This window comes from Halomonas sp. I5-271120 (genome assembly GCF_030553075.1).
In the GTDB taxonomy this organism is placed as follows: Bacteria; Pseudomonadota; Gammaproteobacteria; order Pseudomonadales; family Halomonadaceae; genus Onishia; species Onishia taeanensis_A.
The window spans coordinates 788,268-810,650 of record NZ_CP130701.1; the positions used below are offsets into that span (position 1 = coordinate 788,268).

A 22,383-nucleotide genomic window follows, 5' to 3' on the forward strand; every position below is an offset into this window, starting at 1 on the left:
AAGGATCGCGGCCTGCGGCTCGATCCTGTATGCGGCGAAGATTGAGCTAGACGTTACCGATAACCGCCATGGTAGTCGATACATACAAAAGTATATGTTGAACAAATACGCTATATGTTCAACATTAAGCCTCCCAGATGGGGATGCTGCCCTGTCAGCTCACGCCACAACAAGAATCTTCCCTCTATGGAGAGTTTCATGCTCAAGCTTAAACACGTCATAGTCCTCACCGGCTCGGCCCTCCTGGTCGGGCTTGGCACCGCCCAGGCCGCCGAATACGACTGGAAGTTCCAAGCGTCGGAGACCTCAGGCGAGCCCAGCTTCAAGATCAAGCAAGCCTGGGCCGACAAGGTCGAAACCATGACCGATGGTCAGGTGCACATCGAAATCATGCCGATCAACTCCATCGTAGGCCCCACCGAGACCCTGCAGGCCGTGTCCTCGGGCATCCTTCAGGGCCACATGACCGATCCCAGCTACTTTTCCGGCCAGGATCCGGCCTTCGGCATGATGGGCAACCTGGTAGGGGCATGGAGCAACCCTTACGACTTCCTTGAATACATGAAGCAAGGCGGTGGCGAAGCGCTCTACAACGAACTGGCCGAACCCTATGGCACGCACTTGATCAGTGCGGCGACCTTCCCGCTGGAGTCAATTCCCTCCTCGGTGCCTATCGAGTCCATCGATGACTTTCAGGGCCTCAAGATCCGCGCTCCGCAGGGCATGGTCTACAACATCTTCGAGCGTATCGGCGCTGCACCGGTTAACTTGCCGGGTTCTGAGGTCTACACGGCCCTCGAGAAGGGCGTGATCGATGCCGCCGACTCTACGGTGCTCTCCAACAACGATGCCCAGGGCATCCACGCCTTCGCGCCCTACCCGCTGTACCCGGGCTTCCACTCCATGCCGATGATCGCCGTATCGATCAACAAGGATATCTGGGACGGGCTGCCCGAGAACCTGCAGGTCACCCTGGAAACGGCCTTCGACGACATGGCCTATGACCTGATTGCCCAGCTCAAGGAACAGGATCTGCAGACGCTGCAAGAGCTCAACGACAACCCGGACGTGCATCCGATCGACCTGTCTCAGGAAGAGCGCAAGAAGTTCCGCCAGGCCGCCGAGCAGGAATGGCAGGTGTGGGCAGGCAAGAACGCGATGACCCAGAAATACTATGACTCTGTCACCGCCTTCCTACGCGCTCGCAACCAGCTGTAAACCGACCGTTCACATCTTCAGGGGGCCGATCTCGATCGGCCCCGTTTCTCCACTTCCTGAGCATCGTGACGCCAAGCGGCGTCACGTGGAGGAACCATGTCTTCCAAGTTTTCCCAACCCGGCGACGATGACGTCGCCGCCGCCAAGGCGGATGAGACGGCAGCGGACGACAAGTCGCGCAACGCCTTCGATCGAGGCGTCGTCTGGTGTGCCCGCGGCGCCGCCTGGCTGGTATTCATCGCCATGGTGATCAGTGTCTTCGAAGTCCTGATGCGCTACGGCTTCAACTCGCCGACCTCCTGGGTCCATGAGAGCGTAGTCATGCTGGTCGCCGTCAGCTTCGCCATCGGCGGCCCCGCGGCCATGGCCGGCAACCACCACATCCGCGTGCGGGTGCTCTACGACAATGCCGGGCCGCGGCTCAAGCTATGGCTCGACCGCTTCAATGATCTGGTCACCCTGGGCTTCTGTCTGGGCATGAGCTACGCCGCCTTCGTGATGTTCTGGGACGCCTCTCACAACCCGCTCGGCGAATGGTCGCTGGAGCGCTCGGGCACCTCCTGGAACCCTCCGTTCCCGGCCCTGGTCAAGGGCATCATCATGGCCTCGCTGGTGCTGATGAGCGTGCAGGCGCTCATTCATAGCGTTCAGTCATTGCGCGCCAGACAGGCTCCGCCGACACCTCCCACCTCCACCGAGGGCAGCGTGTAATGGATATCGCCGACGGAACACTGTTGCTGGTAGGGGCCATCTTCGCCCTGCTGGTGACCGGACTGCCGCTTGCCTTCATCACCGGCCTGGTGGCGCTGGTTTTCACCTTCGGCTGGTTCGGACCTGAGGCCCTGCCACTGGTCACCAGCCGCGTCTTCGGCTTCGTCACCGAGTATTCGCTGGTAGCGGTGCCAATGTTCGTGTTGATGGCCTCGCTACTGGACCGATCAGGGATAGCCAAGGATCTCTTCAACGCCATGCGCGTGTTCGCCGGGCGCCTGCCTGGCGGCGTGGCCATCCAGACCATCGTGGTGGCCTTCTTCCTGGCCGCACTGTCAGGGATCATCGGCGGCGAGATCGTGCTGCTGGGCATTCTGGCGCTACCGCAGATGCTGCGCCTGGGGTATGACAAGCATCTATCGATCGGTGTGGTCTGTGCCGGTGGCTCGCTGGGCACCATGATGCCGCCGTCGATCGTACTGATCATCTATGGCCTGATCGCCAGCCAGTCGATTGCCGATCTGTTCACTGCGGCCATCACCCCGGCCTTGCTGCTGATGGGCTCCTACATCGCTTATGTGCTGATCCGCTGTCTGAAGAATCCCCGGCTCGGCCCACCGATGACCGATGCCGATCGCGAGGAAAGTTTCGCCACCAAGGGTCAGGCGCTCAAGGCCATCATCGTCCCCGGCCTGATCGCCTTCATGGTGCTGGGCTCGATCTACGGCGGCGTGGCCTCGGTCACCGAAGCCGCAGCGATGGGTGTCTTCGGTGTGCTGTTGGCCGTGGTCGCCCGCGGCGAATTCTCCTTGAAGACCCTGCACGGCAGCCTCGGCCAGACCATGACCACCTGCGGCATGATCATCTGGATCGGGATTGGCGCCGCGGCGCTGGTCGGGGTCTACAACCTGATGGGCGGCAACCGATTCATCTCGCAAGTGATTCTCGGCCTCGACGTCGAACCGGTGGTGATCATCCTCGTCATGATGGCAATCCTGTTGGTACTCGGCATGTTCCTCGACTGGATTGGCGTGGCGATGCTGACCCTGCCGATCTTCGTGCCGATCGTTGAGCAGCTGGGCTACAGCCCGGTCTGGTTCGGCATCCTGTTCGCGGTCAACATGCAGGTCTCCTTTCTGTCACCGCCGTTCGGCCCGGCCGCCTTCTACCTCAAGGGCGTCGCTCCCCCCAGCATCAGCCTGAAAGATATCTTCGTGGCACTGCTGCCGTTCATTGCCATCCAGCTGTGCGTGCTGTTCGCCCTGCTGTTCTATCCCAACCTGGCCATGTGGCTGGTGGGCTGATCCAACGGTTAGCTCACCTGGCGGCAAGGGAATGTCGCCGGTGCCTTGTAAAAGCCGACGCCACCTTGGCTCCGCTAAGCAAGGCTATAGAATCAACATATAACCATTAATGTTGTACATACACCGAGATGCGGCGCTATGATGAGGTCACTTCGATGCTCGACCGGCGCCTGACTCTCCTTTTCTCATCTGGATGTCGAGGAATCACGCAATGCGAATCATCCAATGTTTGCACCAGAACCGGCCCTTAGCGGCGCTGGTAGAAAACGAGCAAACGGTCCGCCTGACCGACGCCGATACCTACACCCTGGCACGGCGCGCCATCGCTGATGGCCGCGGTCTCGCTGAGGTGATCGAGGCGTCACTGACCGAGACGTGCCTCGACTATCAGCAGTTGATCGAGGAGGCGCGCCTGCTGCCGCCGCTGACCCACGCCGACCCCGCGCATTGCCTGGTCACCGGCACCGGCCTGACCCATCTGGGCAGCGCCGATACCCGTTCGGCGATGCACGCCCAGTCCTCGAGTCAGCCCCAGGCCGACGAATCCGAGCTGACCGACTCGATGCGCATGTTCAAGCTCGGCGTGGAGGGCGGCAAGCCCGCCGCCGGCGAAACCGGCGCCCAGCCCGAATGGTTCTACAAGGGCGACGGCGACTGCGTCGTGGCTCCCGAGGCGCCGATGCCGGTACCGGCCTTCGCCGAGGACGCCGGCGAGGAGCCGGAGCTCGCTGGGCTCTACGTGATCGGCGACGACGGCCAGCCCTGGCGCATCGGCTACGCCATCGGCAATGAGTTCTCCGACCACGTCACCGAACGCTTCAACTACCTGTGGCTGGCCCACTCCAAGCTGCGCCACTGCAGCTTCGGCCCGGAGCTCTTGATCGGCGAGCTACCCGAGCACCTCGAGGGCGTCAGCCGCATCGTGCGTGACGGCGAGACCTTGTGGGAGAAGCCGTTCCTCACTGGCGAAGCCAATATGGCGCACAGCTTGGCCAATCTCGAGCATCACCACTTCAAGTACCAAGGCTTCCGGCGCCCCGGTGACGTCCACGTGCACTTCTTCGGCACCGCGACGCTGAGCTTCGCCGATGGCATCAAGACCCGCGACGGCGATCGCTTCGAGATCGCCCTGCCGGCCTTCGGCCGCACGCTGCGCAATCCGCTGGCGTTCGTTACCGAAGACACCGAATTTTCGATCCATTCCCTGTAACCCCAGGAGGCTCTATGACTCTGGAAGGAACGCAACTGATCGGCCAGCGTGCCGTGACCGCCAATGGCCAGGCCATTCACGCCATCAATCCCGCCACCGGCGAGACCCTGTCGCCGGGCTATCCCGCCGGCAGCAAGGCCGAGGTCGAGCAAGCCTGTGAGCTGGCCTGGGAAGCCTTCGAGACCTACCGCGAGACCGGCCTGGAGGCGCGGGCGCGCTTCCTCGAGACCATCGCTGACGAGATCGAGGCCATCGGCGATGAGCTGATCGAGCGTGGCGTGGCCGAATCCGGCCTGCCACAGGCCCGCCTGCAGGGCGAACGCGGCCGCACCTGTGGCCAGCTGCGTCTGTTCGCCTCGGTAGTCCGCGCCGGCGAGTGGCTGGACGTGCGCATCGACCCGGCATTGCCCGAACGCGAACCGATGCCGCGGGTCGACCTGCGCCAGCGCCATATTGCCCTGGGCCCGGTCGCCGTCTTCGGCGCCTCCAACTTCCCGCTGGCCTTCTCGGTGGCCGGCGGCGATACCGCCTCGGCACTGGCGGCGGGCTGCCCGGTGGTGGTCAAGGCTCACTCGGCCCACCCCGGCACCTCTGAGCTGGTCGGTCGTGCCATACAGCGGGCGGTGACCAAGTGCGAGCTGCCCGAAGGGGTCTTCTCGCTGATCTACGGCTCCGGCAATGACATCGGTCAGGCGCTGGTTCGCGATGCCCGCATCAAGGCGGTCGGCTTCACGGGCTCACGCAATGGCGGTACGGCGCTGGCCAAGGCCGCCCAGGAGCGCCCGGAGCCGATCCCGGTCTACGCCGAGATGAGCTCGATCAACCCGGTCTTCCTGCTGCCGGAGGCCCTCAAGGCACGCGGCAAGGAACTGGGTGAGGCCTTTATCGGTTCGCTCAACATGGGGGCCGGCCAGTTCTGCACCAACCCCGGCCTGGTGATCGCCGTGAAGGGTGAGTCACTGGATGCCTTCGTGGCATCCGCCGGCGAAGCGGTGAAGGGCGCTGCCGCTCAGACCATGCTGACCCCGGGTATCCATGAGGCCTACACCCAGGGCGTGGATGGCCTGGTGGCCAGCAGCCATGCCCGCGAAGTGGCGCGTGGCCCGGCCGGCGACGGCCCCAACGCCTGTCAGGTCGGGCTGTTCGTGGCCAAGGCGGCCGACTTCCTGAAGGACGAAGCCCTGCAGGCCGAGGTCTTCGGGGCCACCTCACTGGTGGTGGAATGTGCCGACCAGGCCGAGGTGAAGCGCGTAGCCGAACATCTGGAAGGCCAGCTCACCGCCACCCTGCAGATGGATGACGGCGATTTGGACGCGGCCCGCGCGCTGCTGCCGGTGCTCGAGCGTCGTGCCGGCCGGGTGATGGCCAACGGCTGGCCGACCGGCGTCGAGGTCTGCCATGCGATGGTCCACGGTGGGCCTTATCCGGCCACCTCGGACTCGCGCACCACCTCGGTGGGCAGTGCGGCGATCCATCGCTTCCTGCGCCCGGTCTGCTACCAGAACCTGCCCCAGGGGCTGCTGCCCGAAGCGCTACGTGACGGCAACCCGGCGGGCGTCAGCCGCCTGGTCGACGGCAAGCGCGAGGCCTGAGGGCCTCGCCTGGCTGAGAAGCTGGTCACCAGAAGATTCAGGTGAAAGCAAAACGGGACGGCATCCGCCGTCCCGTTGTCATTTGCGGGCGTTCACATCGTCAGGCACAGCAGGGGCTTCGGCCAGGCTACCGACCAGATCGCGCAGATGGTCGATGAGCTCCTGTGCGGCTGGCGACAACGGCTCACCGCGTCGACTGATGATGCCGTAGTAGTCGAGAGGTTTACCAATCACCCGGTCGAGTATCACGTACTGGCCGCTTTCAAGCGGGCGTCGCAGTACCGAACGTGGCAATACCGCTAGCATGTCGGACGTCTGTAGCAGTTGCAGGGTCGCCTGGATCGAGGTGGTCTCGACGACATCGTTTGGCGAGACCACCCCCTCCTCGGCCAGCGCCGCCTCGAACACGCCGCGCATCGGACTAGTCAAAGGATGCAGGATCCATGGCCAGCGGCTGAGTGTGGCCAGATCAGGCGCCTCAGCACCTAGCACCAATGGATGATCGTGTCGCACCACCACCCGCAGAGGCTCATCGAGCAGTGGCTCGAAATCGAATAGGTTGTGCTGACTGACATGCGTCAGCCGGCCGATCACCAGATCAAGCCGCTTATACTCGAGTTCCGCCAACAGCCGGTCACTGGTCTGCTCTTGCAAACTAATCGACAACCGCGGCCGCTGGCGTTTGAGCCGGGCAATCGCCGCCGGCAGAATCTCGGGGGCCGCCGCTGAGATCGCGCCGATCAACAGCTGTCCATAGCCCCCCTCGCGCAGGTCGTTGATGTCACTGACAAGACGATCAGCATCGTTGACCAGTCGCCAGGCATGGCGAATCACCTGCTCACCCAGTTCGGTAGGCTGCATGGCCCGCGGCAGCCGCTCGAAGATGGCGAAACCGAAGTATGCCTCGAGGTCGCGCAGCATCTTGCTCGCCGCCGGCTGGCTCAAGTGCATCGCCCGCGCCGCCGCATGCATATTGCGACTCTGAGCAAGCGTTGTCAGCAATATCAAATGCTTGAAGCGCAGCCAGCCACAGAGACTGACGGATGACAGTCTTTCCATGGTAATGATGACTCCTATTAGTGCCCGCCCCCTAGAGTGACCGCAGCACCGTGATAACTAGATTGAATCACAATGCCACAAACTACGATTGGATTGTGATTAGAAGCAGGTCATAAGCTGGAGAAACTCCTAGTCCCAGCCCGGCCAGCAGATCCCGCCGGTCCTGACAGACAAAACAAAGTGCCCAGCCGGGCGGAGACACTTTAATGACCTCGTTGATCAACTATCTGACCCGCGTCCAATTCGGATGCGGAGCAATCAAGCATCTGGCCGCCGAACTGGAAACTCTCGGCATTAGCACTCCGCTTATCGTCACCGATCGTGGGCTCAGCGAGAGCGGCTTGATCGACACGATTCTAGAAGGCAGCGCGCTAAAAAGTCCGCCGCCGATCTTCGACGCCACCCCGGCCAATCCCACCGAAGTCGCTGTGGAAGATGCCCTGGCGGTATGCCAGAGGCATGGCTGCGACGGTATCGTCGCCATCGGCGGCGGCTCGAGCCTCGACCTAGCCAAGGGGCTCGCGCTGCTGGCGACCCATGCTCCACCGCTGCGTCAGTATGCAGTCATCGAGAATGGTGCAGAGCGAATCACGTCTGACGTGTTGGCAATAGTGGCGGTGCCGACCACGGCAGGGACTGGAAGTGAGGTAGGCCGCGGCGCCCTGATCACCCTGCGCGACCAACGCAAATTAGGCTTCCTCTCTCCTCATCTGATTCCAGCACTGGCCATCTGTGACCCGGAACTCACCCGCTCGCTGCCGCCCTATCTCACCGCAGCCACCGGCATGGATGCCATTGCCCACTGCGTCGAGACCTATCTGAGTCCTCGCCATAATCCACCGGCCGAGGCGATCGCCCTCGACGGTCTGGGCCGCGCCGCGCTTCACCTGCGCACTGCGGTGGCCAACGGTAACGACATGGAGGCTCGAAGCGAGATGATGATGGCGGCACTGGAAGGCGCCATGGCCTTTCAGAAGGGGCTGGGAGCTGTGCACTCACTCTCCCATGCGCTAGGCGGCCTGCAGGAGTTAAAGCTTCACCACGGCACGCTCAACGCTCTGCTGCTGCCGACGGTAATACGCTTCAACGCGCCAGCCTGTGAAGTCAAATATCGACGCCTGCGGGAGGTATTGGGGCTGTCTGCCGACGCCGATCTCGCCGCGTTCTTCGAGACCCTTACCAAGGACCTGGGCCTACCGACCACCCTGCAAGAGCTAGGTGTGACGCCGGAACTCTTCGAACAGACGGCTCAGTGGGCGCTCGAGGACCATTCAACGGCGACCAACCCTCGGACAGCCAGCCGCGAGGATTTCCGGCACATGCTCGAAGCAGCCAGCGCATGACACTCTTCCCCTGACCTGCCACCCACCATCGCAAGGCAGACCCTGACCGTCGACCGCATCGGCGCGTCAGGTTCTGCTGTGCCTAGAAAAAACAAAAACCCTTTTTAAACATGAATTTAAAAATCATTTTATCGACCAAAGTCGACTAATATGGTTATTGCGCACAATGTTCATTAACACTAACTTGAGTACGCAGACCCGCTAATCATCACGCAAGGACGAGACGCACATGAACAAGACAAACAAGCGACACCTGCTGACCGGCACCGCAGCCATGCTGGTACTGGCAATGTCCGGCCCTGTACTAGCCGATTACCCAGAGAAGCCGATCACCATCATCGTGCCTTGGGCCGCAGGCGGTGGCACCGATGCCACTGCACGTACCATTGCCAAGGCGCTCGAGGAGCAACTGGGCAAGACCGTCAACGTCGTCAACCGCACCGGCGGCAGCGGTGTCGTCGGCCATACCGCCATTGCCATGGCCAAGCCGGATGGTTACACGCTGGGCCTGATCACCGGCGAGATCAATATGATGCATTGGCAGGGCCTGACCCAACTGACCTATGAGGACTACACTCCGATCGCCCAGATCAACTACGACTACGCAGGCGTACAGGTCGCTAGCGATGCACCCTATGACACCGTCGATGAGCTAGTGACAATGATCGCCGAGCAGCCCAAGGGTACCTACAAAGCCTCCGGCACCGGCCAGGGCGGTGTCTGGCATCTCGCCTTCGCCGGCTTCTTGATGGATCAAGGCATGGCGCCCGATCAGGTGACCTGGATTCCCAGCCAAGGGGCCGCACCGGCAATGACCGAGCTCGCCGCCGGCGGGATCGACATCGTGCCGAGCTCGGTTCCCGAGGCACGCTCGATGGTTGAGGCGGGCAAGGCCCAGAGCCTAGCCATCATGGCCCCGCATCGCATCGACAGCTTCCCCGATGTCCCGACTCTGGGCGAAACGCTCGATACCGACTATCAGATCGGTGAATGGCGCGGCATCGCCGGCCCAGAGGGCATGGATCCCGAGGTCGTCGCTATTCTCGAGGAAGCCCTCGACGCCGCCTACCACAGCGATACCTACCAGAACTTCATGGCCAAGCAGGGCTTCGGCACCGAATGGCGCAACGCCAATGACTTCGGTGACTTCATGGCCGACATGGATGCCAAGTTCGGCCAAATCGTCGACCAGGTTGGCCTGGCCAAGTAACCCACTCGAGCCAAGGTGCCGTGATGAAAGATGTCATCCTCGGGCTGGGCTTCATGGTGCTGGGCGGCGGCGTATACGCCGTCGCCCAGCAGTATCCCACCCTACCTAGTCTGCAATACGGGCCGTCCCTTTTTCCCTCCCTCATCGGAGGAGGGTTCTTCCTGGGCGGCCTGGTACTGGCCGCGAGTCGTCTCAGGACGCTGCTAAGCCTTGCTGGCAACGGCGCCACACGACGTGAGCCAATCGACCTGCGCGGCCTGATGACCGCTCTGGTGCCCTGCTTGCTGGTGGTCTTCTATGTACTGTGCAGCGACACCCTCGGCGCTGCGCTGACGATGACGTTGATAATGACGGCACTGATGCGGCTTCGCGGCGTGTCCTGGCTGCTCGCAATTGGTGTCTCGGTGGTCGCCGCATTTGCGATCACCTTGATCTTTTCACGCTATCTGCTCATTCCCCTCCCCGAGGGGCAACTGGGTCTCTGGGGGTAAACCATGGATGCCTTCCTGCAAGGATTAGACTTGGTCTTCAATTGGCAGACATTGCTGGTCATCGCCGCCTCAGCGATATTCGGCGTCTTCGTCGGGGCAGTTCCGGGCCTCACGGCGACCATGGCCGTGGCACTGCTGGTACCTATCACCTTCTACATGGACTCGACGCCGGCGATTGCCGCCATCGTCACCACCTCGGCAATGGCGATCTTCGCCGGCGACATTCCCGGCACCTATCTCAACATTCCCGGCACCCCTGCCTCTGCAGCTTATGTAGGCGAGTCCCACCTACTGGCTCGACAAGGCCGCGCTCGCGAGACACTGGGGACCAACCTTATCTGCTCGATATTCGGAGGCCTCTTTGGCACCTTGGTGCTGGTTTTCGTGTCACCAACGCTGGCCGAATTGGCGCTCAATTTCAGCTCCTACGAGTACTTCTGGCTGGCCCTGCTAGGGCTGAGCAGCTCAATCTTCATTTCTATCGGCTCCAAGACCAAGGCGTTCCTATCGCTGATGATCGGCCTACTGCTGTCGACAGTGGGGCTGGATATGATGAGCGGCACTCCGCGCTTCACCTTCGGCGTTCCCGACCTGCTGGCCGGAATAAACTTCATTCCGGTGATGATCGGCATGTTCGCCCTCAATGAAATCATGGGGTTCTACGGCTCACGCCAAGAAGGACGCCAGGTCCCTGCCATAGCCAAGGACAGCGTATTTCGCGAGGCACCACGGCACCTGCGCCGCTACTGGCGGAATCTGCTGCGTGGCAGCACCGTCGGAACCCTGATCGGCGCTCTGCCAGGCGCAGGGGCCGATATCGCCGCCTGGATATCCTATGCCTTGGGCAAGAGCCGATCACGCAATCGGGCAGCCTACGGCACAGGCAACATCGAAGGCATCATCGATGCCAGCTCAGCCAACAACTCTGGGATCAGCGGCGCCTGGGTCCCGGCGCTGGTGTTTGGCATTCCCGGTGACTCGATCACCGCCATCGTCATCGGCGTGCTCTATATGAAGGGCATGAACCCGGGACCGACCATCTTCATGGAGGGAGGTGGTCTGGTCTATGCACTATTCATTGTCTTCTTTGTCGCCAACCTGGCCATGCTGCCGATCGGCTATCTGGCGATCCGCTGCTCGAAGGTGTTCATCTTGACACCGCGCAAGGTGCTGATGCCGATCATCCTCTGCTTCTGCATGGTCGGGGCATTCGCGATCAATAATGCCATCACCGATATCTGGATCATGCTGCTGGTCGGCATGCTGGCCTTCGTTCTCGCTCGCTGCGACTTCCCGATGGCACCAGCGATTCTCGGCCTGGTACTCGGCAGCACGCTGGAGAACAGCTTCATGAGCTCGATGCTCAAGTCCGGCGGCGACCTGCTGAGTTTCTTCTCGCGTCCGATCAGCGCCTCGCTAGGCGCGCTGGTGATCCTCATCTGGCTGACCCCACTGCTGGCCCGGGCCTACCGCCAGTGGCGCCCTCTATCTCAAGACACTTCCGCGAGGTCCTCATGAAACGTTATTCCTCTTCCCACCTCACGACCTTGCTGAGCACCCTCTTCGAAGAGGCTGGGGCCAGCCAAGACGTTGCCGAGGCCACCGCATCGATCCTAGTGGAGGGTGACCTGCTCGGCCACCACACCCATGGCACCAAGCTAGCCGCCGGCTATCTTGATGACCTGCGTGCCGGCCACGCCAGCGGCGATCCCACGCGCCTGGTCATCGAGCAGAACAGCCCGGTTGCCGCCCTCTACGATGGCCACTACCTGCTTGGCCCCTATCTGGTACAGACTGCACTGGAGCAGTGCCGCCAGTCCGCCAAGGAGTTTGGCATCGGCATGGTCAGTCTAAAACACTCTCACCATATCGCCTGTCTTGCCGCCTATCTGCTGCCACTGGTCGAGCAGGGACTGATGCCTATCATCATGAGCTCGGACCCATCAGTGGCCTCGGTCGCCCCCTTTGGCGGTACCGCTCCGGTCATCACGCCCAACCCAATCGCTGTCGGCATACCCGGTCGCGAACAGCCGATGCTGATCGACGTCAGCATGTCGACGGTGACCAACGGCACGGTCAATCAGGCGCGCGCGGCCGGCGAGCACCTGGAGCACCCGGTGATTCTCGACAGCCAAGGTGTGGCGAGTGATGATCCTGAGAGCTTCTTCGGTGACCCAGGCGGCAGCATCCTGCCGCTCGGGGGGCTGGACTTTGGCCACAAGGGTTTCGCCCTGGGGCTGATGGTCGAGGCACTGACCGCAGCGCTCAGTGGTTACGGTCGCAAGGATGCCCCTCAGGGCTGGGGTGCAGCGGTGATGGTGATGGTCATCGATCCAGCCCGCTTCGGCGGCCAAGCAGCGTTCCTGGATGAAACCGATCACTTGGTGAGGCGTTGCCTTGACGCCTCGCCCGGCGAAGCCGGAAAGAGCGTACGTCTGCCAGGACAGGCCGGCCTGCGTAAACGTGAAGAGTATCGCCGCGAGGGCATTCCGCTGCCAGCAGACGTGGTCAGCGCGCTGCACCGGGCAATTGCCGGCTCGCCAAGGGCCGACGAGCTCTCGCTATCCTGAACGCCATGTCGGATGTCCGCGAAAGCAACGCAACAACAGCAAGGACAACTTTTCGCAGGAGACTAGCATGCACGATGACAAGACGATCGGGATGATCGGCACCGGCATCATGGGCGGGCCAATGGCCATGCGCCTGGCGCGGGCCGGATGGCGGGTAAAGGCCTGGAACCGCAGCCGCGAAAAGGCCGCAGCGCTGTGTGAGGCGGGCAACGTCACGCTAGCCGACAACCCGGTGGCAGCGGCCGAGGACACCGCCGCGGTGATCGTCATGCTGAGCTCCGGGCCGGTGTGCAACGAGGTATTGCTCGGCGAAGCCGGAGCCTTGGCAGCCATGCGCCCCGACAGCACGCTGATCGTGATGAGCTCGATTCCGGTCGAAACCGCCCGCACGCAGGCAGAGGCGGCACGGCAGTGCGGCGTCTCCTACCTGGATGCGCCGGTATCAGGCGGCGAGCGCGGCGCCATCGACGGCACTCTGGCGATCATGGCCGGCGGTGAGGCCGCCGCCTTCGAGCAGGCCGAACCGCTTCTCGCTGAGCTGGGGCGCCCGGTGCATGTAGGCCCCGCTGGCAGCGGCCAGCTAGCCAAGCTCGCCAACCAGATGATCGTCGCCAATAGCATCGCCACGGTCTCCGAGGCCCTGCTACTGGCCGAACGCGGCGGCGCAGACCCGGCCCGCGTCCGCGAGGCACTGCAGGGAGGTTTCGCCGACTCGACGATTCTGCGCGTCCACGGCCAGCGCATGCTCGAGGGTAATCATGTCCCGGGCGGTCCGGCAAAGTGGCAGCTCAAGGATACCCAAACCGCCATGGAGCTGGCCGAACAGCTGTCGCTGGAGCTGCCGGTCAGCCAGTTGGTCAACCGGCTATTCCACGATCTCGTCGCGCATGGAGACGGCGAACTGGACCACAGCGCGCTGATCCGCGAACTGCGACGGCTCAATCGGCTGCCGGTGGAATAGTAGGCAAAACGGCCTAGAGCGTTTCCACCCAGCTTAGATAACGCGGCATCACCACCTCGCCGGCCTCGCGAAAGTCGGCCAGACGTTGTCTCACCTTGGTCTCGGCGTTCGCCAAGTGCTCGTCGAGCGCTTGCCCGGCCTGCTTGGGCAAGCGCGCACTCAGCGCCTCGAAGACCCGGCGATGCTCCGTGAAAAGCGGATCCTCTGCGGGCATCTCCACCGCACCGCCAAGCAGGTGTTTGCTGATCAAGAGGATAGGCCGCGTGCGGCGTAGCATGGTGATGATCTCCGGATTACCGCCGCGCATCAGCGCCTCTTGGTGCAGATCATTCTCGAGCGCATCGAGCCTGGCGCCCTCGAGATTCGGATACTGCCGCGCGGCTTCATTCAGCCGAAAGAGATAGCCGTCGAGTTCATGGTCAGATATAGCGCTGCAAGCACGGGAAATCATGAAAGGTTCCAACTGACGACGAGCGTCGTACAGGTGATGAAGGCGCTCATCGTCAAGCGGGATCACGCTCCAGCTGCTGTACTTGGTCTTGTCGACGACCCCTAGCGACTGCAGCGAGGCCAGGATACGTTGCGTCGTCGTGCGGCTGACATCGTAGGTCTTGGCAAGTTGGAGTTCGTTAAGCTCCAAGCGGCCTTTCATCGAGCAAAGCACCAGGTCGCGTTCGACCTTTTCGGCTAGTTCCTGCCATGCTTGCGTACGCTGGATTGATGCCTGTCCACCCGCCGCACGGAAGTCACCGGCACCCAGGGTGCGCCGGATGACCTCCCCGCCTCCCCGACCGACCAGATAGCCGCGGCCGTCGAAGCGACGGATTTTGCCCTCTTCATGAAGCCGGCTCAGGGTCTGGCGCACCGGAGAGCGGCTCATGTCGAAGATAGCGGCAATATTGCCCTCCAGCAGCACCAGCCCAGGCTCGAGATGTCCCCGGTCAATCCCTTGCACAAGGGCCTGATACAACTGCTCTTTCAATGTATTGCTCATGCACACACTCGACCAGGAAAACGCGCCATATCCTCTCGCTAAAACATCTCTCGTACCAGCCTCAACGCTTAGGTGACAGCACCGACCATCCACGGGACGAATTCGTTGTTGCCATAGCCAAGCGTCTCGCTGGCACTAAGCTGCCCGGAGGCCACCGCTATGATGCGTTCGAAAATCTCGCGACCGACGCTATCGACGCTGGCCGCCCCATCGACGATGGTACCGCAGTTGATGTCCATATCTTCGTGCATGGCCTCGAACATGCGAGTGTTGGTCGCGAGCTTGAGGCAAGGCGCTGGCTTGAAGCCTGATACCGAGCCCCGGCCGGTGGTGAAGCAGACCATGTTGGCCCCCGAGGCGATCTGGCCGGTAACCGATGCCGGGTCGTAACCGGGGCTGTCCATGAAGTTGAATCCGGCCCGCCGGCGCGGCTGGGCATATTCGAGTACGTCATTAAGGCTCGACGAACCACCCTTGGCCACCGCTCCCAGCGACTTCTCGAGGATCGTCGACAGTCCCCCCGCCTTGTTGCCCGGCGATGGATTGTTGTTGAGCTCTGCCCCATTGATGCGGGTGTAATGCTTCCACCAGGCAAGACGCTCAAGCAACTTGATCGCTACCTCTTTATCGATGGCGCGATCAAGCAACAGGTGCTCCGCGCCGTAGATCTCCGGCGTCTCGCTGAGAATCACGTTACCGCCATGTCTCACGATAAGATCCGCGGCATGGCCTAGGGCCGGGTTGGCGGAAATCCCCGAATAGCCGTCAGAGCCACCGCACTGCAGCGCCACGGTCAGATGCTCCAGCGCCGCCGGACGCCGCACCGGGCGCTGCTGCTCGCGAGCCATCTCCAGCACCTTTTCGCTGGCCAGCCGGATGCTCGCCCGCGTCCCCCCCGCCTCCTGGATATTGAAATAATAGAGTCGCGAGCTGTCTGCCAGACCTGACTTCTCGACCAGCTGCTTGACCTGGTTCGTCTCGCAGCCCAGGCCGATGATCAGCACGAAGGCAAAGTTTGGGTGGCGTGCATACCCTGCAATCACCCGCTCGAGGAAGGCGAAGCCGTCGGATTCGGTGTTCATGGCACACCCCGATCCATGAGTGACCGGAACAACGCCATCGAACCCCAGCGCCTCGATCTCTCCGCCGGCATTGAGTGATTCCGCCGCCATCTTGGCCACCGTCGCCGAGCAATTCACCGTCGACAGGATGCCGATGTAGTTGCGTGTCCCCACCTGCCCATTGTCGCGATGGTAGCCGTCGAAGGTCCGCTCGTTTGCCATCACCGGCGTCTGCTCGGCCGGAACGAAATTCGTCAACGAAGAGTCGCGCTCGCGCATCGCCAAATTGTGCGTGTGTACGTGTTCGCCGATGCCGATATCGCGGCTGGCAACACCGATGACCTGGCCGTATTTGATGACCTCCTCGCCGTCTGCGATCGCCGCCAATGCCACCTTGTGACCGGCGTCGATGTTCTGGGCGGCAAGGTGCTGGCTGGCATCGACAGGAAACCCTTGAGGAATAGCCCGGGTGGCGACGCCGACATTGTCGACGGCATTCAGCCTCACCACCGCCAGCGAATCATTGATCAGCTCCATACCTGCACCTCGAGAAAGCGATTGTTGGGGTCTTGTATCGCTCATACTTCCATACAATGACTATTGCACACAATAATCAAAAAATAATGGATCACTCCCCCCTGTCATGCTACGCCGAGCTTGTGATGCCAGCCCTGGACGCGCCCCGCGGGGCAGCACGGCATCGACTCACTGATAACCAAAACGAATCGATGGAACTTATTTTCGATTGGATGGAAATCAAAAAGTCGACGTACGCTGCTAGGACGCTTGGCCCGGCCACGACCGGGAGAACGACCTCACAGGAGCCACAAAGATGACCACCATTACCCACCTCGAAGTGCGCGACACCCGCTTCCCGACCTCACGTGATCTGGATGGTTCGGACGCCATGAATGCGGCGCCGGACTACTCGGCCACTTACGTGATTCTCTCGACGGATGCCGGCGACGGGCACGAAGGCCACGGCCTGACGTTCACCATCGGTCGTGGCAACGAGGTGTGCGTAGCCGCGGTGAACTCCCTGGCCTCACGTATTGTGGATCGCGAACTGGAGACGATAACCGCCGACATGGGCCGCTTCTGGCGCGACCTGACCAGCGGAGATAGTCAGCTGCGCTGGCTGGGGCCAGAGAAAGGCGTCATCCACCTCGCCTGTGCCTCCATCGTCAACGCCGTCTGGGATCTCTGGGCGAAGCGCGAGGGCAAGCCCATCTGGAAGCTGCTGGCCGACATGACACCCGAGGAATTGGTGCGCTGCCTGGACTTCCGTTTCGTCAGCGACGCCCTGACTCCTGGCGAGGCGCTGGCGATCCTTAAGCGCAACGAGTCCGGCAAGGCTCAGCGCGAGGCGCACATGCGGGAGGCCGGCTACCCGGGTTACACCACCTCGGCGGGCTGGCTCGGCTATTCCGAAGACAAGATGCGTCACTTGGCGCGCGAGGCGCTGGCAGAAGGCTGGGAGCATTTCAAGCAGAAGGTCGGTGGCGACCTGACCGAGGACCGGCGGCGCGCACAAATCCTGCGCGAAGAAATCGGCTGGCAGCGCACCCTGATGATGGATGCCAACCAGATGTGGGATGTCGACGAGGCGATCGCCAACATGCGCAGCCTGGCCGAGTACGCGCCGCTATGGATCGAAGAGCCTACCAGCCCAGACGACATCCTCGGCCATGCCGAGATTCGCGCCCGCCTGGCCCCGTCGATCGGCGTCGCCACCGGCGAGCACTGTCACAACCGGGTGATGTTCAAGCAGCTTCTCCAGGCCGAGGCGATCGACTTCTGCCAACTCGACGCAGCACGCCTGGGCGGCCTCAATGAAGTGATCGTGGTGCTGCTGCTCGCCGCCAAGTACGACGTGCCGGTCTGTCCGCACGGGGGCGGTGTCGGGCTGTGCGAATACACCCAGCACATCTCACTGTTCGACTACATCGCCGTATCCGGTTCGCTGGAGGGTCGCCTACTCGAGTACGTGGACCACCTGCACGAGCACTTCGTCGACCCGGTTCGCATCGAGAAGGGCCGCTACCTGGTGCCCGAGGCGCCTGGCTACAGCATCACCATGCACGCCGAGTCGCTGGCACGTTTCCAATTCCCCGATGGCGAGGCCTGGCAGGAATGACCGGATCTTCGCCGTCTGCCACAACACTACGACCAATGGCCAAGTCTCATCGAGCGCCTCTCTCATGTAAGTTCAACATATAAAATCATGTGATGAACATAATCAGAGATGACGTGTTCATCCCGGGCCGATACGCAACACATCGCGTTCGGCCTACACGCCGCGTGTTGCAGACACGCCAGCCACACCAAGGAGCCAAGCATGACAACAACCACAATGACGCGTGTGACCTCTCTGATCGGTGCCACACTGCTGGGCTTGACCACCCTGCAGGCCAGTGCCGCACCTGAAATGCCGCCGATCCCCGCCGTCCAAGGCGACGTCGTCCAGGCCGATGGTGATTTCAAGCTCAAGTTCAGTATTGGCACCACCCAGTCCGGTGCCCAGTACCGCGGCCTGGAGTACTTCGAAAAGATCGTCGAACAGCGTAGCGATGGCCACATCCAGGTCGAACTGTTTCCCGGCGCTCAGCTGGGTGATGACCTGCAGGCGGTGAGCGCATTGCAGTCCGGCACCCTGGAGATGACCGCGCCATCGACCTCGCCGCTGGTCAGCATGTTCCCGAAGTTCGCTCTCTTCGACCTCCCCTTCCTGTTCCCCACTCCGGACGTGGCCGACCAGGTATTGGATGGCGAAATCGGCCAACAGATGCTGGATGAAGCCTCGACCAATGGGCTTGTGGCGATCGGCTGGGCCGAGAACGGCTACCGTCAGCTGACCAACAGCCGCCATGAGGTGACAGCACCGGAGGATCTCGAGGGTCTCAAGATCCGCACCATGCAGAACCCCATCCACCTGGATATCTGGCGCACCCTTGGGGCCAACCCGACGCCGATGTCCTTCGCGGAGCTCTTCACCGCCTTGGAACAGGGCGTGGTCGATGGCCAGGAAAATCCGTGGATCACCATCCAGTCCTCGCGCTTCAACGAGGTTCAGGATTACGCCACTGAAACCAACCACGTCTACACCCCGTTCATTACGCTGGTCTCGGAGCGCTTCTGGTCTCGCCTGCCGGCTGACTACCAGCAGCTGCTGCGCGATGCGGCCAAGCAGATGGGCGAATACGAGCGCCACGTTGGTCGCAGCATGAACGACCAGATCAAGCAGGATCTCGCCGACTCCGGCATGGAGATCACCGAGCTGTCTCCGGAACAGGTAAAAGCCTTCCAAGAGAAGGTCGCACCGGTCTACGACAACTGGCGTGACCAGATCGGCGGCGAGCTGATTGACCAAGTCCGCGCTGCCTCGCAGTAACCATCGCAGCCGTCGGGCGGGAGCCTGCTCTCGCCCGACGTGTCATTTCTGGAGGGCTTCATGAACGTATCTACCCCCTCGACGTCCCGCCGCATGCTCACCTTGCTCAAGACCAGCCTGGAGGTCGCCGTCGGCCTGCTGGTGGTAGGTGTGGTGTTCTGTGTAGTGGCCAACGTCTTCGGCCGCTTCGTGCTCAATTACTCCTACGCATGGGCCGAAGAGCTCTCCCGCGTGCTGTTCATTTGGCTAGTCCTGCTGGGCGCCGGCCTCGGCAGCATCGACCGGGAGCACGTCGCCGTCAGCTTCTTCAAGGACAAGGCTCCGGCCCCGCTCAAGAAGCTGTTCTCGCTGCTGTCGATCGCCATCATCTATGTCGTCTGCGTGTGCATCCTGATGGGTTTCTGGGATCAGGTTTCCGGCTTCACTAGCGCCACGCCGATGCTAAAAATCCCCGGGACCGTGCTCTACAGCGCCATGCCCGTGATGGCAGTGCTCACGCTGATCGCCAATAGCCTGGCGCTCTATCATCTGCTCAGGGGGCAGCCGCAATGATTCTGTGGAGTATCCTCATCGGCTTGGCGATCTGCATCGTCATAGGCCTACCCATTTCGTTCGGGCTGGCAGCGATCAGCCTGTTCATCTTTGTATACGCCGACTACTCGCTGTCACCGATCGTCGCTCAGGCGGTCAACGGCCTGAATTCCTTCCCGCTGCTAGCGATTCCGCTGTTCATCCTGGTAGGCGAAGTGATGAGCCAAGGGGGCATCGCTAAGCGCCTGGTGAGACTGGCCAGCGCCTTGGTCGGCTTCATCTCTGGCGGTTTAGGCCAGGTGGCGGTTCTGACCTCGATGTTCTTCGGCGGCATCAGCGGCTCGGCGGTTGCCGATGCCTCCGCCGTAGGCAGCATGATGATCGAGCCAATGAAGCAGCATCGCTACAGCGCCTCAATGGCCACAGCCATCGTGGTTGCGGCCTCGGTGGTAGGCATCATCATTCCGCCATCGATTCCGATGATTCTATTCGGCGTGGTGACCAATACGTCGATATCGGCCCTGTTCATGGCCGGCATTCTGCCCGGCATCCTGATCACCCTGGGGCTGGCGATCACCACCTTCTTCCAGGCCAAGAAGACCGGCAAGGCACAGCCCTTCGATATCCGCGAGCTTTGGCTGGCGCTCAAGGACGCCCTGCTGGCACTTCTGCTGCCGGTGATCATCGTGGGGGGAATTCTCTCCGGCGTATTCACGCCCACCGAAAGTGCCGCCATCGCGCTGATCTATGCCATAGCCGTGTCGATGTTCGTCTATCGCAGCCTCACCCTGCGACTTTTTTTCACACTGTGCATCGCTACCGGCCGACTGACGGGCGTCGTCATGCTACTTCTGGCCTTCGCCAGTGTGCTGGCCTGGTTGCTGACCGCCAACATGATCCCGCAGCAACTGGTCGTTAGCCTCTCGGCGATCACAGATAACCGGCTGCTGCTGCTCCTGCTCCTGTCGTTTTTCCTCCTTGTGGTGGGCTTTTTCATGGACCTCACGCCGGCCATGGTGATCCTGGCGCCACTGATGACGCCGGTCGTGGTCAAGCTCGGCATCGACCCCGTTTATTTCGGCGTGCTGATGTCGTTCATTCTCGGTCTAGGGCTTATCACCCCACCCGTTGGCACCGTGCTCTACGTCGGCTGTGGTGTCGGTCGGGTCGGCATGGAGGAATTGGTCAAGAGCCTGCTGCCCTTCTATCTGACCCTTCTGCTGCTGTTGGCGGCATTCCTGCTCTTTCCCGGCCTGATCCTCTGGCATCAATGACATCGCATTGCGACAGGAGACCTTGCATGAACATTGGCCAGAAAGCGCTAAGAGCCTTCTTGACCGAGTTACTGGGCGAGAGCGGCGTCATCAGCGAAACAGCAGACACCTCTCGCTACACCACCGATTGGAGCGGCGAGCGTCTCGGCGAGCCACTGCTCGTCTCCCGTCCGCGTAGCCCGGAGGAAGTTGCAGCAATCGTCAGTTTTTGTCATCGCCACCAAGTACCGATGGTCGCCCAGGGCGGCCATACCGGGCTGGTCGGTGGCGCACTACCCGATGCCGAACGCCCGGAACTGGTGATTAGCCTCGAGCGATTAAACCGGATCAGAGACATCGATCCCCTCAACTTCACGCTGAGCGTAGACAGCGGCTGCGTGCTCCAGACCATCAAGGACGCTGCCGCAGAGAGCAACTGCGACTTCCCGCTGAGCCTAGGTGCGCAGGGAAGCTGTCAGATCGGCGGCAATATCGCCACCAATGCAGGCGGACTCAACGTGCTGCGTTTCGGCATGATGCGTCAGCTAGTGCTGGGTCTTGAGGTGGTGTTACCTGACGGGCGAATCTGGAACGGCATGCATGCCCTGCACAAGGACAACCGCGGTTACGACCTCAAACAGCTGTTCATCGGCGCCGAGGGCACACTGGGTATCGTGACCGGCGCGATGCTGAAGCTATTCCCCAAACCCGAGACCACTCGCACTGCGCTGGTCGCCGTCCCCGACGTTCCCGCTGCGCTGGCGCTCTATGCTCAAGCACGTCGCAGTTGCTGCGACCTGCTCTGCGCGTTCGAGCTTATCCCTCGTGCCTGTCTGGAGCTCGCCTTTGAGGCGGCTCCTTCTTTATCCGATCCGCTGGAGAGCGCTTACCCGGTCTATGTGCTGCTCGAAGTCGCCGCCAGCGGCCCGGTCGATCTCGATGCCATGATCGAACACCTCTTCGAGAATGGCATGCAGGACGGTCAGGTGCTCGATGGCGTTCTGGCCGCTAACGACACCCAGGCCAACCGCCTCTGGCAGATTCGTGAATACATGGTCGAGGGCCAGCAGCACCGCGGCGAACACCTTCGTACCGATATCTCACTGCCGATCTCATCGCTCAGCGAATTCTACGACGAGGCCAGCCGAGCCATGATCGCTCGCTCGCCGAACACCGAAATCATCGCCTATGGCCATATCGGTGACGGCAACCTGCACTTCAATTTGCTCCCTCCTCCCGACTTGGACCTCGCCGCCAAGCAGGCCCTGCTTCACGAGCTCGAAGGTGAGTTGTTCGCTATTGTCGAGCGCTACCAGGGCAGCATTAGCGCTGAACACGGCATTGGCCGCGTCAAACAGACACCGTTTCTGGCCGGTCTCAGCGATCTCGAACTCGAGTTAATCAGCGGCCTCAAGACCCTTTTCGATCCCGACGACCTGATGGCCGCCGGACGAATTCTGCCCCGCCGGGCATAAGTCGCCAGG

Annotated in this window: 19 protein-coding genes; 16 read left to right on the forward strand and 3 right to left on the reverse strand. The window is 61.9% G+C overall.

Going from position 1 to position 22,383, the window contains the following annotated elements; all coding sequences use genetic code 11:
- Positions 1–198: 198 nt before the first annotated feature.
- From Q2K57_RS03470 to Q2K57_RS03490, 5 genes are all read left to right on the forward strand, one after another.
- Positions 199–1,218 (forward strand): TRAP transporter substrate-binding protein, encoded by a 1,020-nt coding sequence (locus tag Q2K57_RS03470; RefSeq protein WP_112054086.1) that lies wholly within the window; start codon positions 199–201, stop codon positions 1,216–1,218.
- A 96-nt stretch (positions 1,219–1,314) separates the two neighbouring features.
- Positions 1,315–1,929, forward strand: a complete 615-nt coding sequence (locus tag Q2K57_RS03475; protein WP_112054085.1) for a TRAP transporter small permease subunit — start codon at positions 1,315–1,317, stop codon at positions 1,927–1,929.
- Positions 1,929–3,233, forward strand: a complete 1,305-nt coding sequence (locus Q2K57_RS03480; protein WP_112054084.1) for a TRAP transporter large permease subunit — start codon at positions 1,929–1,931, stop codon at positions 3,231–3,233. The genes Q2K57_RS03475 and Q2K57_RS03480 overlap by 1 nt, the downstream gene beginning before the upstream one ends.
- 211 nt (positions 3,234–3,444) lie before the next feature.
- Entirely contained in the window at positions 3,445–4,443 is a 999-nt protein-coding gene (araD1, locus tag Q2K57_RS03485; RefSeq protein ID WP_112054083.1) for an AraD1 family protein, read from the forward strand.
- Between the two features lie 14 nt (positions 4,444–4,457).
- Positions 4,458–6,035, forward strand: a complete 1,578-nt coding sequence (locus Q2K57_RS03490) for an aldehyde dehydrogenase (NADP(+)) (RefSeq protein ID WP_112054082.1) — start codon at positions 4,458–4,460, stop codon at positions 6,033–6,035.
- 78 nt (positions 6,036–6,113) lie between these two features.
- Here Q2K57_RS03490 and Q2K57_RS03495 read toward each other — a convergent pair whose 3' ends face one another.
- Positions 6,114–7,094 (reverse strand): LysR family transcriptional regulator, encoded by a 981-nt coding sequence (locus Q2K57_RS03495; protein ID WP_112054081.1) that lies wholly within the window; start codon positions 7,092–7,094, stop codon positions 6,114–6,116.
- Positions 7,095–7,300: 206 nt separating this feature from the next.
- Between Q2K57_RS03495 and Q2K57_RS03500 the strand changes: the two genes are divergently transcribed.
- The 6 genes from Q2K57_RS03500 (at position 7,301) to Q2K57_RS03525 (ending at position 13,669) form a co-directional block, all read left to right on the forward strand.
- Entirely contained in the window at positions 7,301–8,437 is a 1,137-nt protein-coding gene (locus tag Q2K57_RS03500) for an iron-containing alcohol dehydrogenase (protein ID WP_112054080.1), read from the forward strand.
- A 229-nt stretch (positions 8,438–8,666) separates the two neighbouring features.
- Positions 8,667–9,647, forward strand: coding sequence for a tripartite tricarboxylate transporter substrate binding protein (locus tag Q2K57_RS03505; RefSeq protein WP_112054079.1), 981 nt, complete (start codon positions 8,667–8,669; stop codon positions 9,645–9,647).
- A gap of 23 nt (positions 9,648–9,670) precedes the next feature.
- Complete coding sequence (locus Q2K57_RS03510; protein WP_112054078.1) at positions 9,671–10,138, forward strand: tripartite tricarboxylate transporter TctB family protein; 468 nt, start codon at positions 9,671–9,673, stop codon at positions 10,136–10,138.
- 3 nt (positions 10,139–10,141) lie between these two features.
- Positions 10,142–11,656 carry a tripartite tricarboxylate transporter permease gene (locus Q2K57_RS03515; protein ID WP_112054077.1) on the forward strand — a complete coding sequence of 505 codons (1,515 nt, stop codon included), beginning with the start codon at positions 10,142–10,144 and terminating at the stop codon, positions 11,654–11,656.
- Positions 11,653–12,708: an Ldh family oxidoreductase gene (locus tag Q2K57_RS03520; protein ID WP_112054076.1), complete on the forward strand. Its 1,056-nt coding sequence runs from the start codon at positions 11,653–11,655 to the stop codon at positions 12,706–12,708. The genes Q2K57_RS03515 and Q2K57_RS03520 overlap by 4 nt, the downstream gene beginning before the upstream one ends.
- A 67-nt stretch (positions 12,709–12,775) precedes the next feature.
- The gene (locus tag Q2K57_RS03525) at positions 12,776–13,669 is read left to right on the forward strand and encodes an NAD(P)-dependent oxidoreductase (RefSeq protein ID WP_112054075.1); all 894 of its coding nucleotides are present in this window, start codon (positions 12,776–12,778) and stop codon (positions 13,667–13,669) included.
- 13 nt (positions 13,670–13,682) lie between these two features.
- Here Q2K57_RS03525 and Q2K57_RS03530 read toward each other — a convergent pair whose 3' ends face one another.
- Both Q2K57_RS03530 and Q2K57_RS03535 read right to left on the reverse strand, forming a co-directional pair.
- Positions 13,683–14,663, reverse strand: a complete 981-nt coding sequence (locus tag Q2K57_RS03530) for a GntR family transcriptional regulator (protein WP_112054074.1) — start codon at positions 14,661–14,663, stop codon at positions 13,683–13,685.
- A gap of 68 nt (positions 14,664–14,731) precedes the next feature.
- Positions 14,732–16,261 carry a UxaA family hydrolase gene (locus tag Q2K57_RS03535; RefSeq protein ID WP_112054073.1) on the reverse strand — a complete coding sequence of 510 codons (1,530 nt, stop codon included), beginning with the start codon at positions 16,259–16,261 and terminating at the stop codon, positions 14,732–14,734.
- Positions 16,262–16,556: 295 nt separating this feature from the next.
- Here Q2K57_RS03535 and Q2K57_RS03540 point away from each other — a divergent pair, with 295 nt between their 5' ends.
- The 5 genes from Q2K57_RS03540 to Q2K57_RS03560 all read left to right on the forward strand — a co-directional run bounded on the left by Q2K57_RS03540 (position 16,557) and on the right by Q2K57_RS03560 (position 22,374).
- Complete coding sequence (locus tag Q2K57_RS03540; RefSeq protein ID WP_112054072.1) at positions 16,557–17,861, forward strand: L-fuconate dehydratase; 1,305 nt, start codon at positions 16,557–16,559, stop codon at positions 17,859–17,861.
- A 201-nt stretch (positions 17,862–18,062) separates the two neighbouring features.
- Complete coding sequence (locus Q2K57_RS03545) at positions 18,063–19,115, forward strand: TRAP transporter substrate-binding protein (protein WP_112054071.1); 1,053 nt, start codon at positions 18,063–18,065, stop codon at positions 19,113–19,115.
- A 60-nt stretch (positions 19,116–19,175) separates the two neighbouring features.
- A complete protein-coding gene (locus tag Q2K57_RS03550; protein WP_258395998.1) occupies positions 19,176–19,667 on the forward strand; it encodes a TRAP transporter small permease in 492 nt (163 codons plus the stop codon).
- On the forward strand, positions 19,664–20,920 hold the full coding sequence (locus tag Q2K57_RS03555; protein ID WP_112054070.1) for a TRAP transporter large permease: 1,257 nt from the start codon (positions 19,664–19,666) through the stop codon (positions 20,918–20,920). The genes Q2K57_RS03550 and Q2K57_RS03555 overlap by 4 nt, the downstream gene beginning before the upstream one ends.
- 26 nt (positions 20,921–20,946) lie before the next feature.
- Positions 20,947–22,374, forward strand: a complete 1,428-nt coding sequence (locus Q2K57_RS03560; protein ID WP_112054069.1) for an FAD-binding oxidoreductase — start codon at positions 20,947–20,949, stop codon at positions 22,372–22,374.
- Positions 22,375–22,383: the final 9 nt, after the last annotated feature.